We start from the raw sequence: 15,886 nt of genomic DNA on the forward strand, positions 1-15,886 counted from the left end.
AGTGGCTGACGGTCTGCGCCTCGCCTCAGATCAGGAGGCGAGCACCTCGTCGAGCAGGGCCTCCGCCTTGTCCTCGTTGGTGTTCTCCGCGAGGGCCAGCTCGCTCACCAGGATCTGGCGGGCCTTGGCGAGCATGCGCTTCTCACCTGCGGAGAGTCCGCGCTCGCGCTCCCGGCGCCACAGGTCGCGCACGACTTCCGCGACCTTGATGACGTCGCCGGAGGCGAGCTTCTCCAGGTTTGCCTTGTAACGACGCGACCAGTTCGTGGGCTCCTCGGCGTACGGCGCGCGCAGTACTTCGAAGACCCGGTCCAGCCCGTCCTGACCGACCACATCACGCACGCCGACGAACTCCGCATTGTCCGCTGGCACACGTACCGTCAGGTCGCCCTGGGCGACCTTCAGCACCAAGTAGGTCTTGTCCACGCCTTTGATCTGGCGAGTTTCGATAGCCTCGATCAGCGCGGCCCCGTGATGGGGATAGACCACGGTGTCGCCAACCTTGAACGTCATGTGACAGGTACCCCTTCCGTGGCTATCCAGGGTAACACGGAAACGGCGTCTTCTGAATGGCGTTTTCGCAGGTCAGGGCATATCTCGGGGCTTGACAACAGCGACAGGAACGTGCTGCGTCGGGCTGGCGGAAGAAAGTATCCGCAGGTCGGAGCGGCTCTCCAGGCCGGTCGAAACACGCACGTCACACACATCCGGAGCCCCAGCCACCCACCCGAAGATCCCGATATGTCCGGTTCCGTGTGTGCGACTTCCGCTACTCCGTTCGGTGGCTGTGGCGGGGTTCCGGACGAATCCCGAATTGATCACGAGGCGCCCCGGCCGGCCCACCGGTGATCAATTTCCAGCCGTCCGCGCATTCCTTCACGGAAATTTCGCGCACCGATCCGCGACCTGTATGGCGGATGGCTTCATAGCTGAATGTCGCACGAGTACGAGCCGCTATACGGCCCGCCGGAACAACCCGGACCGGTGCCCGCGCCGCCCCCGGGGGCTACCGCCTGCCGGGCGAAGCCGGATGTCTTCGGGGAGGGTCGGGTGCGGCGGCCCGAGAACGGCTCGGTAGCCTAAGGCCGCTGACAGCTACTTAGGGCGGCTTTATCCGTTGCCGCCACCCCGCTCGACGAGTCCAAGGAGTTGCCGCCGCCGTGAGCAGCAGCCTTCGACGCGGTGCCCTCGCCGCCGCCGCCATCGCGTTCTCGATCGCCTCGCTCGCCGCGTGCGGCGCCGGTCACAACGCCCAGACGCTGGAGATCAAGCCGGACAACGCTGCGACGTCCGTGGGCGACATCAAGGTCCAGAACGCGGTCGTCATCACCCAGCCCGACCTGGAGTCGACCGGCCCGGCCGTGGTCTCCGCCACCCTGTTCAACGGCGGCGACAAGGACCAGGTCCTGGAGTCCGTCACCGTGGCGGGCACCGACAAGTCCGCCGAGCTGAAGCCCGCCAAGGGGAAGAAGGGCGACCTGACCGTCCCGGCCGGCGGTTCCCTGATCCTCGGCGGCAAGGACAACGCCGCCGCCGTCCTGCCCAGCAGCCGCGAGGCGGTCCGGGACGGCAACGCGCAGAAGATCACCTTCACCTTCAGCGAGACCGGCGCCGTGAGCCTGCGCGCCTTCGTCGTCCCCGCCGAGAGCTTCTTCACCGACTGGGGCCCGAGCGAGACCCCGGCGGCCCCGGGCGCCTCCGCGCAGCCCTCCGGGGAAGCCTCCGCCGAGACCTCGGGCGAGCCGGCCGACGGGGAGTCCTCGGGCGCCCCGGCGGACGGCGCGACGGCCGGGTCCACCGGCGAGGCGAACGGGACCGGAACGGAGGCCGACGGCACCTCCCAGGACTCCGGCACGGCCACCGGCACCGAAGCCGGTCACTGAGCACCGTACGGACGCACCGGCGCACGGGCACATCCGCGTAGTACGGCCGAAGGGCGGGGCCTCTCCGGGAGGTCCCGCCCTTCGCCGTGTCCCGTGGGCCAGGGCAGCCGGCCTACGGCTCGAACTTGTAGCCCAGTCCGCGCACCGTCACCAGGTACCGCGGCGCGCCCGGGTCGGGCTCGATCTTGGCGCGCAGCCGCTTGACGTGGACGTCGAGGGTCTTGGTGTCACCGACGTAGTCGGCGCCCCAGACCCGGTCGATCAGCTGCATGCGGGTCAGCACGCGGCCGGCGTTGCGCAGCAGCATCTCCAGCAGGTCGAACTCCTTCAGCGGCAGGTCGACCTTGGTGCCGCCGACGGTCACCACGTGCCGGTCCACGTCCATCCGGACGGGCCCGGCCTCCAGGGCGGCCGGGGCGACCTCCTCCGGCTCGCCGCGCCGCCGCAGTACGGCACGGATGCGGGCGACCAGCTCGCGGGAGGAGAAGGGCTTGGTGACGTAGTCGTCGGCCCCTATCTCCAGCCCGACGACCTTGTCGATCTCACTGTCCTTGGCGGTCACCATGATCACGGGAACGTTCGAGCGGCCGCGCAGCTGGCGGCAGACCTCGGTGCCCGGCAGGCCGGGCAGCATCAGGTCGAGGAGCACGAGGTCGGCGCCGTTGCGCTCGAACTCGTCGAGTCCGTCGGGGCCGGTGGTCGCGATGGCGACCTCGAAGCCCTCCTTGCGGAGCATGTACGACAGGGCGTCGGAGAAGGACTCCTCGTCCTCGACGACGAGCACACGGGTCACGGAAGGACCTCCGGGGCGGGAAACGTTTCGTACGGGGATGTTGGGGGGGAATGCGGAGAAGCGGGGGTTGAGGACGACCGCTCGGTCTCGTCGCTGAGCCCGGAGCGGTCGGACCGCTGCTGAGCGCGGTCGCGGGCGAGGCCCGCCTCCGGCAGTCGCAGGGTGAAGGTGGAGCCCTGGCCTTCGGCGCTCCACACCGTGACCTCCCCGCCGTGCGAGGCGACCACGTGCTTGACGATCGCGAGACCCAGACCGGTGCCCCCGGTGGCCCGCGAGCGGGCCGGGTCGACGCGGTAGAAGCGCTCGAATACGCGCTCCCTGTCCTTCTCCGAGATGCCGATGCCCTGGTCGGTTACGGCGATCTCGATCAGGGCGCCGCCCGGTGCGGCGACCCGGCGGGCGGCTATGCCGACGCGGGTGCGGGCCGGCGAGTAGTTGACGGCGTTCTCCACGAGGTTGCCGAGGGCTGCGGCGAGCTGGCCGCGGTTGCCGCGTACGTGCAGATCCGCCGTTCCTCCGGCGGCCATGGTGATCTGCTTGGTGCCGGCCGCGTGCCGGCAGCGGTCGATGGCCTCGGCGACCAGCTCGTCCACCCGGACGGGCTCGGCGTCGTCGAGGGGGTCGTCGTTCTGGACCCGGGAGAGGTCGATGAGCTCCTGCACGAGATTGGTGAGCCGGGTCGCCTCGATCTGCATCCGCCCGGCGAACCGCTCCACGGCCTCCGGGTCGTCGGAGGCGTCCATCACCGCCTCGGACAGCAGTGAGAGCGCCCCCACCGGCGTCTTCAGCTCGTGGCTCACGTTGGCGACGAAGTCGCGCCGTACGGCCTCGATGCGGCGGGCCTCGGTGAGGTCCTCGACCAGCAGCAGCACCAGCCGCGACCCGAGGGGCGCGACGCGTGCGGAGACGGCGAGGGCCTCCCCCCGGCCGTTGCCGCGCCGGGGCAGGTCCAGCTCGACCTGCCGTATCTCACCGTCCCGCCGGGTGTCCCTGGCCATCTGCAGCATCGGCTCGACGGCGAGCTTGCCGCCCCGGACCAGGCCGAGGGCGTACGCCGCCGAGCTGGCCTTCACCACCGCGTCGGCCTCGTCGAGGACGACCGCGGAGGAGCGCAGCACGGAGAGGACGGTGTCCACACCGGGCGGCAGCACGGGGTCGGTGTGGAGCGAGGTGCGGGTGGGGCGCTTCTGCTCCCGCTCGCTCCAGCGGAACGCCAGCGCGGCGATGACACCGGTGAGTACTCCGGCGATCGCTGCCGCTGCGGCGACCGCCGCGTTCACGTCCATGTCTCCAGGTTAGGCACGCCGAACCGTCCCGCCCCAGCCATCGGAGTGCGACCTCGAACACTCGTCGCCCAGAGTTCACCTTGGAGCCAGGGACGGTTCATTTGGGGTGCCGGAAACGGACGCGTACAGGACGGAACGTGTAAGCGTGGGAGCACGGAGAGGGGCGCGAGGCCGTCTTCGAGCCCCCGAAACGGACGTACGAGAGGGAATCCTGATGCGGGACGCGTACCACGAGGAACTTGATTCGATCGGTGACGGTCTGGTGGAGATGGCCCGGCTGGTCGGGTCGGCCATCGGACGCGCCACGACCGCGATCCTCGACTCCGACCTGAAGCTGGCGGAGGCCGTCATCGAGGCGGACCAGAAGGTCGACGACCTCCAGCACGAGCTGGAGGCCCGTGCGATAACCCTGCTGGCCCGGCAGCAGCCGGTCGCGACGGATCTGCGCATCGTCGTCACCTCGCTGCGGATGTCGGCCGACCTGGAGCGCTCGGGCGACCTGGCCCAGCACGTGGCCAAGCTGGCCCGGCTGCGCTACCCGGAGCGCGCGGTGCCGCACGACCTGCACGCCACCATCCTGGAGATGGGCCAGCTCGCGCAGCGCCTGATGGCGAAGGCCGCCGAGGTGATCATCACCAAGGACGTCGACCTGGCCCTCCAGCTGGAGCAGGACGACGACGCGATGGACCTCCTGCACCGCGCCCTCTTCCAGCACCTGATGGACGACCGCTGGAAGCACGGCATCGAGACGGCGGTCGACGTCACCCTCCTGGGCCGCTACTACGAGCGCTACGCCGACCACGCGGTCGCGGTCGCCAAGCGGGTGGTCTACCTGGTCACCGGCGAGCACCCGGACGACCTCCAGTCGGACATCCAGCCGGCGACCCAGGTCGACGGGGCCTGAGCACCTGAGTCCCGCGCGTGTCAACGGCGCAACGGAGCGCGCGTTCGCTTCCGTGCGCCGTTGATGCGACGGCTGTCCGGGGCGTGCAATGGACCCACACACCCGGGTCCCACGCACCCGCTTCCAGGAACGCTTCCAGGAGGAACCATGGCCGATTCCCCCAGCACGAAGCCCGACCCCGCACAGGAACGTCCCACCGAGCAGCCCCACGAGATCCGCAGCCTCCCGCTGATCGCCGCCTGCGGCTGCGGCTCGGGCTGCGGCTGCGGCTGCCAGTCGGGCAGCCCCTGCCAGTGCGGCTGACGCGCCGACGGTACGGCAACGGCGGCGGCCGGCACCCCCGGCCGCCGTACGGCCACGGCTGACGGCCACGGCTGACGGTCACCGCTGCCCCGCCACCGCTGATCGCCACCGCTGATCGCCACCCTTGAGTGTCGCGTCGTACGACTTGAGTACGGGTACTCAGGTCCCGGACCCGCCCCCGCCCGACCCTGGACACAGGAAGCCGGACGAAGACGACGAGCACGGGGAGCCCGAGACCCGATGACGAAGACCACCCTCACCACCCGGATGCGCACCCTCACCCGCCTGACCGTCGCCAACCGCGTCTCGGCGGCCTACCTCGCCCTGGTCGGCGGCGCGATGGCCGTCGCCGCGGCACAGCCCCTCTTCGCCACCGGCCCCGACGCCTCCCTCATCTGGGTCTGGCCGCCCCTGTTCACCTTCCCGGCCTTCGGCTTCGTGGCCTGGCTCGGCGAGGCGGGCTGGGGCGGCGACGCCCCGACGTGGTTCTTCGTTGGCGGCATCGTGCTCTCGGCCCTGGTCCAGGCACTGGCCCTGGGGGCCCTGTGGCGGGGGCTGCGGGGACGCCGCGCCGAACGGACGCATCACCTGACGGCGGCGAACTGACCCCGACGCACCCTGGGGCCGCAAGCGCCGGGGTGCGAGAGTGACCCCATGACGGCACCAGGAACCACGGTCGTGGCGGTCGACGAGGTCGAGGACATCGCGGTGGACGGCCTGCGGTGGCTGACGGGGACGGCGCGGGAAACCCCTGACGACGGCCTCGCCTGGCCGACCAAGCCGTCGGAGGACGCCGTCGAACCGACGCTCTACAAGGGCACGGCCGGCAACATCCCCGTACTCCTGGAGGCGTGGCGGCACTTCGGCGACGACGCGTACGCCGACACCGCCCTGCGCGCGGCCCGCGCCCTCGCCGCGCGCGTCGACGACCTGAACGACGACTCCCTGTACTTCGGCCGCACCGGACTGGCCCTGGTCCTGAGAACGGTCCACGCCGAACTGGGCGACACGGCGTCGGGCGAGGCCGCCGACCGCGCCCTGCGCCTGGTCCGCTCCCGCTTCGACGGCACCCGCTGGGGCGAGCTGTTCGAGCTGATGGGCGGCAACGCGGGCATCGGCCTGGGCGCCCTCCTGTGCGGCGACCCCGACCTGGCCGTCCTGGCGGTGGAGCCGTACCTGCGCACGGCGGAGCGGACCGCGAACGGCGTTCACTGGCCCTTCCGCACCGGCGTCGCCTCCCGCCTGCACCACGTCTCGCACGGCACCCTCGGCATGGCCCTGGCCCTCGCCCGCGTCGGCGACGCCACCGGCCGCGGCGACCTGCTCGACCTGGCGCTGGCCGCCGTGGCCGACGTCGTGTCCCGCGACTCCGCCGGGCCCGACGGCTTCCTGGCCCCGCACTCCACCCCGCAGTACCTGCCGGACCTGATCGACCCGGTCAGCTACGGCTGGTGCCACGGCCCCTCCGGCGACGCCCAGCTCTTCCGCACCCTGCGCGACATCACGTCCGACCCCGCGTGGACGGCCCTGGCCGACCGCTGCTGGCACACGGTCACCCACTCCGGGATCCCCCGGCGGCTGCGCCCCGGCTTCTGGGACAACAACGGCCGCTGCTGCGGCACCGCGGGCGTCCTGGCCCTGGCCTGCGACCGGATCGCCGAGCAGCGCGACGCGTTCAACTTCGCCGACGTCCTGGTCACCGACCTGGCCACCCGCGCGATCCGGGACGGCGAGGGCGCCCGCTGGTCCAACGTCGACTTCCGGTCCACCCCGGCCGACCTCGAACCGCAGGTCGGCTGGGCGACGGGCAACGCGGGCATCGTCCGCGAGCTGCTCCGCTACGTACGCCTGGCCCGCGGAGGCGACCCCGGGTACGCCTTCACCTGGCCGGACCAGCCCCCCGTGTCACTGCCCGCCTGACCGAAGCGAACCGGACGGAACCAGGCTGGGCCGGACGGAACCAGGCTGGCCCGGACGGAACCAGACCGGACCGGACCGGAGCGATCGGGTGCGCCGGGGTCACCCCCTGCCACGGTGGATGCCGAAGGGAGGCCTCATGATCTCGGCACTGAACCGGCTGGTCGACCTGGTCGAGGAGCACCTCGGCGAGGAACCGGACGTCCCCGCGCTGGCCGCGACGCTCGGCACGACCGAGTACCACCTGCGCCGGATGTTCTCGTCGCTGGCGGGCATGCCGCTGTCGGAGTACGTCCGCCGGCGCCGCATGACCGTCGCCGCCGCCGACGTCGTACGGGGCGTGGACGACCTGCTGGGCATCGCCGTCCGGTACGGATACGGCTCCACGGAGGCGTTCGGCCGGGCGTTCCGGTCGGTCCACGGCTCCGCGCCGCGCGACGTGCGCCGCGCGGGAGGCCCCCTTCGTTCACAACCGCAGCTCAGGTTCCGCCTGACCGTCGAGGGGAGCACCTCCATGGACACCCGTTTCACCGACCGCCCCGCCTTCCGCCTGATCGGTCACGCGACCCGCGTCCCGCTCATCCACGAGGGCGTCAACCCGCACATCCAGCGGCACATCGCCGCGCTCCCGCAGGAGGCCCACGCCCGCCTGAAGTCCCTCGGCGACACGGTCCCGGCCGGTCTGCTCCAGGTCAGCGACGACGTGGCCCAGGACAGCGCGGAGGGCACCGAGTTGACCTACCTGCACGGCGTCGCGGTCTCCGCCGGCACCCCGGCCCCCGACGACCTCGACGCCATCGAGGTACCAGCCGGCACGTGGGCGGTCTTCCGCAGCTCGGGCGCCTACCCGGACGCCCTCCAGGCCACCTGGGCGGCCACGGCGTCCGAGTGGTTCCCCTCCAACCCGTGGCGCCTGCGCCCCGGCCCGTCGATCGTCTCCGTCCTGGACCGGACGGAGGACTTCACGACGGCGACGACCGAGCTGTGGCTCCCGGTGGAACCGGCCTCTGAGGAAACTCGCTGATCACAGGGGCTGGAGACGGGCCTTGAGCAGACAGAACTCATTGCCCTCGGGATCGGCGAGGACGTGCCACTGCTCCTCGCCGGTCTGGCCGATGTCGGCCGGCCGCGCCCCGAGCTTCAGCAGGCGCTCCAGCTCGGCGTCCTGGTCCCGGTCGGTCGCGTTCACGTCGATGTGCAGCCGGGACTTGCCGGGCTCCGGCTCGTCCCGGCGACTGAGGATGATCGTCGGCTGCGGCCCGCCGAACCCCTCCCGCGGCCCGATCTCGAAGAACTCGTTCCCCTCCCGGTCCAGCACCACGAAGTCCAGCACCTCGCACCAGAACCGCGCCAGCAGCTCGGGGTCACGGCAACCGAGCACGAGCTCACTGATCCGACACGCCATGGACGAAACCTGCTCTCAGTTCAGGAAGCACCGGTACGAACGCGCTGGTGACCGTACCTGGTGGGGCGGGCGGAGACGAAGGGTTTTCCACCGGTAGCTTCCGGGTTCGCTCACCCAGTCGGTACCCCGTCCGCCAGTCCGGCGAGGTCGACGGTGTCCTCGGCCGGTGGCACCTCGACCGTGACCGGTTGGTCGACGTCGAGGAAGGTGACGGTCATGTCGAGGGGATCGCCGTCGACGATCTCGAGCGGCTGGTCGTCGGTGCCGCCCTTCGACGCGGACGTATCGCTCCGCATGCGGAACTGCTTGGTGCGGTTGTCGTCGCCGATCCACAGGTCCACGGTCAGCGTGCCTTTCAGACGCATGGCCCAGAACTGACCGAGGCTGTTGATCTGGCGCTCCCGGGCCGCCTTTCCAACGGCGGCGTCACGGGCCGCTTGTATGCCGTCGCTGGTGACCGTCCCCTTGTAGTGCGTGGTCCGGGCGCCGTCGACCGTCTCGGTCCTGATTTTCCGCACGTCCTTGGAGGCGGTCAGCATCGTCGACTGCACGACCGGGTTGCCTTCGAGCTGGCGCGGCAGCGTGCCGTACGAATTGTTGTCGAACGAGTCGCTGCCCCACACGGCCTCCTCGGCGGTGAACCAGCTCGCGCCCTTCAGCATCTCGGTGCGGACGGCGTCGCCGTGGAGGTAGATCGCCCCGTCGACGAACCGGACTTCCATCTGCTCCCCTCCGTACCGACCGGCGCTCAGCTTCATGCCCATCGTCAAGGGCGCCGTGTGCATGGAAGCGTCCGCCCTCAGCCGGCCCCACTGCGGCACGGTGCCGGTGACCCGGTAGTGCAGCGACGTGATGCTCTCAGCGCCCGCTGCCGCCTTCGCCACGGCCTGCGCGGGCGTCACCTCGGGTGAGCGCCCACTCGGGGGCGCCGAGTCACTCGCCGTTCCCTCTCCGCAGGCAGCCGTTCCTCCTATGAGCAGCACGACGGCGAACGCCGCCCTCGTCACCCTGCGCGGTATCCGACCACGCCGTGAATTCCCCATAATTCCCCCCGAAATCAGAGCGCCTGATCATGCCGCGCCGTGAGCGTATCCCGCTGCGCACCCCGTGATCCGCGCAGTTCCCGAGTCTGAGCCAAGCCCCGCGTGGCCGGATGCTAACTTCCGGAGCCATGACGGACAGCGTGTACGTGGGCAACGCGGGCAAGGACGCGGCACTGGACCGGGGCTGGCTGCTGGGGCACTTCAAGGACGCCTCCGACCCCCGGCACAGCGAGGACGTGGAGATCAAGTGGGGCGTCCACCCGAAGGGCGACGAGCGCGCCCACTGGGTCACCGGCGAGGACCGCACCGCCTTGCAGGTCCTCATCAGCGGACGTTTCCGGGTGGACTTCCCCGGCCGCAGCGTCGTCCTGGCCGAGCAGGGCGACTACGTCGTGTGGGGCAGGGGCGTCGACCACTCCTGGTACGCGGAGGAGGAGTCGGTGGTGCTGACGGCGCGGTGGCCGTCGGTGCCCGGGTACGCGGTCGTCGACCGGGACGGTCCCGGTGCCGGCGGACACCCGTAGGGTGGGCTCCCGTCCACAGCGCCAGGGGGAGAAGTGACCAGTAGGTTCACGGAGTTGGTCGTCGACTGCCACGATCCGGAGCGCCTCGCGGCCTTCTGGTGCGCGGTGCTGGGCTTCAAGGTGATCGACCGGGGCGAGGGCAAGGTAGAGATCGGCTCCTGGGAGCCGACGGTCGAGGAGGTCCGGGCCCGCCAGATGCCGCCCACCCTCGTCTTCGTCCAGGTACCCGAGGGCAAGACCGCGAAGAACCGGCTCCACCTGGACGTCAGCCCGATCGACCGCACCACCGAGGACGAAGCGGCCAGACTCCTCGCCCTCGGCGCCACCAAGGTCGACGTAGGTCAGGGCCCGGGCCGGAGCTGGGTGGTCATGGCCGACCCGGAGGGCAACGAGTTCGACGTCGTACGCACCCTGGCGCCCCGCCTCCGCCGGACACAGCCGCCGCAGACCTGACCCTCACCGCGGCCGGTAGGAAAGCACGGGATCGGCCCAGCCCCCCATCCGGCGGGAGAGCCCGAAGCGCCGGGGAAGCCACCAGCACCGCTTGGCGTGTTCCGGTCCGACCGGGGACCACGGGGGACCGGACAGATCCTCCACACCCCACCACGTCTTGACGGCCTTGTTCCCGCTCAGCCTCAACAGCGGCCAACGCGGCAGGTGCAGTCCGCTGAAGAACATGGAGACGTCGTCGCCGCACTTGGTGGTGTAGAAGTACCGCTCGACGTCCGTATAGCTCGCCCCCAGGCCGCAGTTCAGCCCCATGGTCCCCCCGAGCCACGTGAGCGCGAGCCTGCCGCTCGCCGGTATCGACGGCACGAGCACCGGGTTGTACCAGACCTCGCCCCCGAGCCCCCGCTGGAGCCCGGTCCTCTCCGCCTGGGCGACCACGATGTTGGTGGCGGGCCACGTCCCCACATTGACGAGCCACCACTTGGGGCCCCCGGAACCCCCCTGTCCGCTCTCCCACATGAACTGCAGCACGGGCATGTGCGAACGCCGACTGGACGCATACGCGACTCCCAGCGACCCCAGGGATACAAGCACGGCGACCACGGAGATCACTACCCCCAACATCACCCTCCCCGGCTCCCCGGCGCAGCCCTCCCGACACCCCTTCGATACCCACTCAACACCCGCGAACGACCCGGCAACTCACTTCCCGCCCGGAAGTACCCAGGGCTCACGCGTCGAAGTCGTACTCCAGGACGTACGAGGCGGCATCCAGCGTCATCTCGTTGACCTCGACGGGACGGCCCTCGTCCGTGAACGCGGTGCGGCAGATGAGGATGACCGGGGTGCCCGCGGACATGGCCAGCTGGGTCGCCTCGTTCTGCGACGGCATGCGGGAGCGGATCTCCTCGCGGAAGCGCACCGGCTTGTGGCCGAGTTCGGCGAGCCTGGCGTACGTCCCACCGGGCCCGGTGTCCTCCTGCGTGATCACAGACCCGGTGACCAGTGACGTGGGCAGGTAACTCGCCGCGAGCAGGACGGGCTTGCCGTCCAGGACGAAGCGCCGGCGGCGCACGCACACCGTCTCCGCGTCGGCCAGTTCCAGGACCGCACCGACGCCGTCGGGCGCGGCCTCCTCGGACACCGTGACCTGGTCCACCTCGAGTGAGCGGTTCTCGATGTCGGTCGACCAGATGGACCGGCCGCTGCCCCATTCCTGGTGGGCCAGACGCTGGATGCCCCGGCGACGCAGCGGCCGGAACTCCCTGACGAACACGCCGGCGCCCTTGCGGGCCTCGGCGACGCCTTCGTCCCTGAGGACGCTCAATGCCTGGCGGGCCGTCATGCGGGCCACGCCGTGCGCGGCCATGAGGTCGTTCTCCCCCGGAAGCCGATCACCGGGACCGTACTCGCCCGCCCGGATCGCTTCGCGCAGGGTGTCGGCGATCCGCTGGTACTTGGGCCGTCGGTCGCCTCCGGCGTTGGCCATCCCGTGGGCCTCCTCTCCTTCTCTAGACACCCTAGGCCACAGGTTGGGGGCGCGCTCACCGCGAGTAGCACCGGCCCTCCAAGGGCGGTTCGAGGCAGGGAACTTGATATCTCTAGAGATGTTGGCCCACAGCATCACCCCCCCATGCGGCCTTAGCAGCAGCGGGGAGTGAGTACGGGTGTCCTACGCAATCCAAGTGGATTCACGTCACTAGGTGGATTCCTTAGGGAAATCTCTGACGACTTCGCCAAGCTTGTTACCAGCATGCACAGGGAGATGCGAAAGCCTTTGCGACTCGCCATCATTTTTGCCAGTGAAAGTTCCGACGCGGGAATCCTTACGCATTTGACCAGCAGTAATCAGTTCGGACTCCTTGACGGCAGCGCCCTGCTGGATTCTTCGCCTGACAGCGAGGTAGGGAAGTGGTGGAAGGCCAGGCGTGGCCTACTAACCAGCACGATCGTCCGACTGGACGCGAGAGCTTTTAGCCTACCCCCCAGTGCATCTGTCGGCATCTTGCGCCGATATGGGCCAGAGGAAGTTAAGGGAAATCTGAACAGCCTCGGAGTGCGCCTCCCTGGCGATTCAGTGGTAACAAGAAATATTGAGCGCTGCGACCTCGGTAAGTACTTGCTAGGGCAGTCCAAAGCGATTTTGGAGACCAAGGGAACGCCGACCACAACATCACTCCTCGCTTTCCAATACCTCGCCGAGTCTGGCTTCACTGCCGGTCGCGGCAAGGCGCTGAACTATGCTCTAGCTGAGGCGTTGACCGCATTCGCCTCTGCGCAAGGTCTCAGTTTCACGACCATGGCAGAAAAGAAGCTGGATTTTTGCCCTCTAATTCCAGACAACTCCCTCAACTTTGAGAAGGAGGCCATTTGTTTGGAGTACACCTGGCGGGCCAGTGACTTCATGGTCGCTAAAAATCGGGGAAATATCGCCGCTTACTGCCTCAGGAAACTTCGGAACTACAGTCGAGAGCTGGGCTGGGCTCCGGAATAGATACGAACTGACTCGCCATTCGAACGAGTAATAGGGACCCCCATCTTGCGGCACATCGGGAGCCTGCAAGTTTGCCCTCACGGCAAGTAGGTGATCATGTGCGCGCGGCACGGGCGCCGACCGGGCTGGAGCGGGGCGGAGACTGGGGCGCAGGCCCGGCCGGGGGGCCGGGCCGCCCGCGGTGAGCGGAGCGAGCCGCCCTGAACCCGTGAAGAAGGTTGTAACTCAGGCTTCGTCTGCGATGCGCCACAGAGGCGCCTCGTACTGCTCCGGGCGACTGGCAATGAGGAGTTGCCGCAACTCGTCGCGCTGTCCGCCACTGAGACCCAGGGCCTCAGTGAGGCGTCGGAACGTCGTGTGGGTGACTCCCCGGATGCGTACTTCGGCCTCGAACCGGTGGAGTTGCCGACGGATCTTGGCCGGGTCCAGATTCGTCGGCTGCTGCTCGTTGAGCCAGAGGGCCTTGTTGCGCTCGTAGTCGATCTCGGAGTACCCGCACACTTGGCGGCTGTATGCCTCTGCCTCGTCCAGGTTGGCAGTGGACATAATGGCTCGGGCCAACCGGTTGCGGCTCAGAGCGTCGTCCAAGTCGACTTCGTGCACGGCCGGGCTCTCGTCCGTGAGTAGTACAGGGAGACCCGCATCTCGGATTTCGCATGTGCCTCGTACGCCTCGGGCTGTGGCAGCGAGGAGGCCCGTTGCTTCGGACGGGTGCCACTCAAGGACGGTGCTGATGCTGGCCGTGTCCTGCGCGGTGAGCGTGTGGACAACTGGCCCCAGCGCGCTGGTCATAGCCTCCTGCGAGAGTTCGCCGTCTAGGCCCGGACCTGCCACGAGGAGCCGCACCCATACGTTCAACTGGCTGCACGCTGCCAGCGTCAGAGCGTCGGCCAGCGGGCTCTTCAGCGTCGGCTCGTCGCCCTGCCCGAGGATGTCTCCGCCCACGTCCAGGAGATCGATGGATTTGGGCTCCACATAGTCGACGAGTGATTTGAGTTGTCGGGTAAGGCCGATGGCTCCCTGGTAGGGGTCTAGCAGTGCGAAGGTGGCTGGGAGTTCTGCTGCCAGTCTGGGGAGTGTGGAGCCTGCGGGTGCGATCGGGCGGGCCTGCGGCGGCACGGACCAGACGGCTGGCGTGATGCGTTTCAGGCCGCTGAAGTCGGCCGGGCGCCGTGGGCCCGGTAGGGGGTCGATCAGGAGGCGGTCCCAGGCGTAGGTGAGGATCACCGCCTGGTCCTCGTCGCCGTAGAGGGCAGCGTGAAGCATGGCGGCGGCGACTGCGTCGCCCCCTCCTCCTGCTGCGACGATCAACCGCGCCATGTGATCGGACTCCGAGGTTCACCGGGTTGATCAGCCACCCTATAGTGGCCAGAGGCTTTGGCCACTTGGACGAGGAGGAGACATGCCACAGATTGAGGAGGCTCAGCCGAAGTACCTTCAGATCGCCCACTTCATCCGCGACCAGATTCTTCGGGGTGACCTGCGGCCGGGGGACGAGGTGCCCTCTGAGCGGCAGCTCGCTGCGGAGTGGAAGGTGTCCCGGCCTACGGCTGCGCGGTCGCTTGAGGCGCTGAGCCACCAAGGCCTGGTCGAGAAGCGGCAAGGGTCCGGCACGTACGTGCGCAGCCTTGAAGTGAACCGTCGTGCGAGGGAGTTGTACGGACGGGCTCGGCAGACCGGGAAGATCTACGCGCCCGGTGAGTACGCGGTCATCACGTCGGCCGGCTGGTTGGAGGCCCCGGACTATGTCGCCGAGGCCCTCGGCCTGGTGAAGAACCGCCAGGCCGTGCACCGTCGGCGCGTCACCAACAACGAGGACGGACCGATCACCCTGTCCACTTCCTGGTTCGCCCCAGACATCGGTCAGCGTGCGCCCAAACTCACCGATCCTGGGCGTATCCAGGAAGGGACGCTCACGTACGTCGAGCGCATGACGGGACGTCAAGGCAGCTATGCCGAGGACCGCGTGTGTGCACGGTCGGCCACGGAGGAGGAGGCTGTCGATCTGGGGCTGGACCCTGAGTCCGCCGTCCTCGTCGTTCATCACGTCGTCTTCGACCTCCAGAACCGGCCTCTGGAGTTCGCCGAAGCCACGTATCCGCCGAGCCGTTGGGCGTTCGAGCAGGGCTACCCCATCACCTGATGGTGTACGAGTTCCGTCGAACTACTTGCGTCACACAAGTGGCTAAGTCCACCATCCACTAAGTGGCCAATGCCACTTTGGATGAAGTGGCACGACGTGACGAATCGACGGCCGAAGCGGGACGCGCGATCAGCCTGCGGGGGGTGTCGGGGCTTGGATGGAGGCGCATCGGCTTCCGAGCAACACCGGCGCTCTCCGCGGCCGACGACCGCAGCGGTGCCACATCGAGGCGGTGCTGCTTCGACTACGACGGGCAGCGGCAAGGAGTGAGCACACATGGCTTACACGATCGACCGGTACCCCTGTGAGGGCGCGCCCAGGCTCGGAGCGATGAGCTTGCATCCGGAGCCTGAGTCCGTCTCGCGTGCGCGGCGCTGGTTCCGTAAGTTCATCGCTCCGTACAACCCGATCTGCTCGGTCGACGACTGTGTCCTGATGATTTCCGAGCTGGTTACGAACGCGATCTGCTACGGCGAGTCGGAAGATCCGTGGCTGGTGCGGGTCGAGTGGTTCCGCGAGGCGACATCACTCCGCGTCGAGGTGCACAACCCCGGTATTCCGGCGAGCGTACGACTGCGGCACCCGGATGCGGACGACGCCCACGGCCGGGGGCTGCTCCTCGTGGACTCCCTCGCGGATTCCTGGCACTCAGGCCCCAGCCACCTCGGCGGCACGGTCGTCTCGTTCGTGGTCGCTGATGCCTGGTCGGCTTGAGGGGACAACCTGCACGCGGCGGCACGT

General features: G+C 69.1%; 19 protein-coding genes. 11 read left to right on the top strand and 8 right to left on the bottom strand.

Annotated elements, in window-relative coordinates; translation table 11 throughout:
* Positions 1-30: 30 nt before the first annotated feature.
* On the bottom strand, positions 31-513 hold the full coding sequence (locus IE94_RS0123815; protein WP_003953493.1) for a CarD family transcriptional regulator: 483 nt from the start codon (positions 511-513) through the stop codon (positions 31-33).
* Between the two features lie 647 nt (positions 514-1,160).
* Here IE94_RS0123815 and IE94_RS0123820 point away from each other — a divergent pair.
* Positions 1,161-1,883 carry a copper chaperone PCu(A)C domain-containing protein gene (locus IE94_RS0123820; RefSeq protein WP_030187844.1) on the top strand — a complete coding sequence of 241 codons (723 nt, stop codon included), beginning with the start codon at positions 1,161-1,163 and terminating at the stop codon, positions 1,881-1,883.
* Positions 1,884-1,995: 112 nt separating this feature from the next.
* On the opposite strand, the gene phoP is transcribed toward IE94_RS0123820, so the two are convergent.
* Together phoP and phoR are read right to left on the bottom strand one after the other, a co-directional pair.
* Complete coding sequence (gene phoP, locus IE94_RS0123825; protein WP_011029519.1) at positions 1,996-2,667, bottom strand: two-component system response regulator PhoP; 672 nt, start codon at positions 2,665-2,667, stop codon at positions 1,996-1,998.
* Between the two features lie 5 nt (positions 2,668-2,672).
* Positions 2,673-3,962, bottom strand: coding sequence for a two-component system sensor histidine kinase PhoR (phoR, locus tag IE94_RS0123830; RefSeq protein WP_030187847.1), 1,290 nt, complete (start codon positions 3,960-3,962; stop codon positions 2,673-2,675).
* A gap of 214 nt (positions 3,963-4,176) precedes the next feature.
* On the opposite strand from phoR, the gene phoU reads away from it, so the two are divergent.
* From phoU to IE94_RS0123855, 5 genes are all read left to right on the top strand, one after another.
* A complete protein-coding gene (gene phoU, locus IE94_RS0123835) occupies positions 4,177-4,866 on the top strand; it encodes a phosphate signaling complex protein PhoU (RefSeq protein WP_030187855.1) in 690 nt (229 codons plus the stop codon).
* A gap of 147 nt (positions 4,867-5,013) precedes the next feature.
* Positions 5,014-5,169 (top strand): hypothetical protein, encoded by a 156-nt coding sequence (locus IE94_RS39455; RefSeq protein WP_167343974.1) that lies wholly within the window; start codon positions 5,014-5,016, stop codon positions 5,167-5,169.
* A gap of 240 nt (positions 5,170-5,409) precedes the next feature.
* Complete coding sequence (locus IE94_RS0123845) at positions 5,410-5,775, top strand: SCO4225 family membrane protein (protein WP_030187857.1); 366 nt, start codon at positions 5,410-5,412, stop codon at positions 5,773-5,775.
* Positions 5,776-5,823: 48 nt separating this feature from the next.
* Entirely contained in the window at positions 5,824-7,089 is a 1,266-nt protein-coding gene (locus IE94_RS0123850; protein WP_030187859.1) for a lanthionine synthetase LanC family protein, read from the top strand.
* 136 nt (positions 7,090-7,225) lie between these two features.
* Entirely contained in the window at positions 7,226-8,110 is an 885-nt protein-coding gene (locus IE94_RS0123855; RefSeq protein ID WP_030187860.1) for an AraC family transcriptional regulator, read from the top strand.
* Here IE94_RS0123855 and IE94_RS0123860 read toward each other — a convergent pair whose 3' ends face one another.
* Both IE94_RS0123860 and IE94_RS0123865 read right to left on the bottom strand, forming a co-directional pair.
* Positions 8,111-8,491, bottom strand: coding sequence for a VOC family protein (locus tag IE94_RS0123860; protein WP_030187862.1), 381 nt, complete (start codon positions 8,489-8,491; stop codon positions 8,111-8,113). It abuts the gene before it with no gap.
* Positions 8,492-8,601: 110 nt separating this feature from the next.
* Positions 8,602-9,534 (bottom strand): SCO4651 family lipoprotein, encoded by a 933-nt coding sequence (locus IE94_RS0123865; protein ID WP_483414647.1) that lies wholly within the window; start codon positions 9,532-9,534, stop codon positions 8,602-8,604.
* A gap of 128 nt (positions 9,535-9,662) precedes the next feature.
* Between IE94_RS0123865 and IE94_RS0123870 the strand changes: the two genes are divergently transcribed.
* Positions 9,663-10,058 carry a cupin domain-containing protein gene (locus IE94_RS0123870; RefSeq protein ID WP_030187867.1) on the top strand — a complete coding sequence of 132 codons (396 nt, stop codon included), beginning with the start codon at positions 9,663-9,665 and terminating at the stop codon, positions 10,056-10,058.
* Between the two features lie 33 nt (positions 10,059-10,091).
* A complete protein-coding gene (locus IE94_RS0123875) occupies positions 10,092-10,511 on the top strand; it encodes a VOC family protein (RefSeq protein ID WP_030187869.1) in 420 nt (139 codons plus the stop codon).
* Positions 10,512-10,514: 3 nt separating this feature from the next.
* Here the strand turns inward: IE94_RS0123875 and IE94_RS0123880 are convergent, their stop codons facing one another.
* Complete coding sequence (locus IE94_RS0123880; protein WP_245235309.1) at positions 10,515-11,045, bottom strand: hypothetical protein; 531 nt, start codon at positions 11,043-11,045, stop codon at positions 10,515-10,517.
* A gap of 193 nt (positions 11,046-11,238) precedes the next feature.
* Positions 11,239-11,997: a GntR family transcriptional regulator gene (locus IE94_RS0123885; RefSeq protein WP_030187878.1), complete on the bottom strand. Its 759-nt coding sequence runs from the start codon at positions 11,995-11,997 to the stop codon at positions 11,239-11,241.
* Between the two features lie 288 nt (positions 11,998-12,285).
* On the opposite strand from IE94_RS0123885, the gene IE94_RS39965 reads away from it, so the two are divergent.
* The gene (locus IE94_RS39965; protein WP_157849372.1) at positions 12,286-13,002 is read left to right on the top strand and encodes a hypothetical protein; all 717 of its coding nucleotides are present in this window, start codon (positions 12,286-12,288) and stop codon (positions 13,000-13,002) included.
* Between the two features lie 225 nt (positions 13,003-13,227).
* Here the strand turns inward: IE94_RS39965 and IE94_RS0123890 are convergent, their stop codons facing one another.
* Positions 13,228-14,322, bottom strand: a complete 1,095-nt coding sequence (locus IE94_RS0123890; RefSeq protein ID WP_078606573.1) for a DUF1152 domain-containing protein — start codon at positions 14,320-14,322, stop codon at positions 13,228-13,230.
* Positions 14,323-14,404: 82 nt separating this feature from the next.
* Between IE94_RS0123890 and IE94_RS0123895 the strand changes: the two genes are divergently transcribed.
* Both IE94_RS0123895 and IE94_RS0123900 read left to right on the top strand, forming a co-directional pair.
* On the top strand, positions 14,405-15,145 hold the full coding sequence (locus IE94_RS0123895) for a GntR family transcriptional regulator (protein WP_030187883.1): 741 nt from the start codon (positions 14,405-14,407) through the stop codon (positions 15,143-15,145).
* Positions 15,146-15,421: 276 nt separating this feature from the next.
* Complete coding sequence (locus tag IE94_RS0123900) at positions 15,422-15,859, top strand: ATP-binding protein (protein WP_030187887.1); 438 nt, start codon at positions 15,422-15,424, stop codon at positions 15,857-15,859.
* The last annotated feature ends 27 nt before the right edge of the window (positions 15,860-15,886 follow it).

This window comes from Streptomyces violaceorubidus (genome assembly GCF_000717995.1).
Taxonomy (GTDB): Bacteria; Actinomycetota; Actinomycetes; order Streptomycetales; family Streptomycetaceae; genus Streptomyces; species Streptomyces violaceorubidus.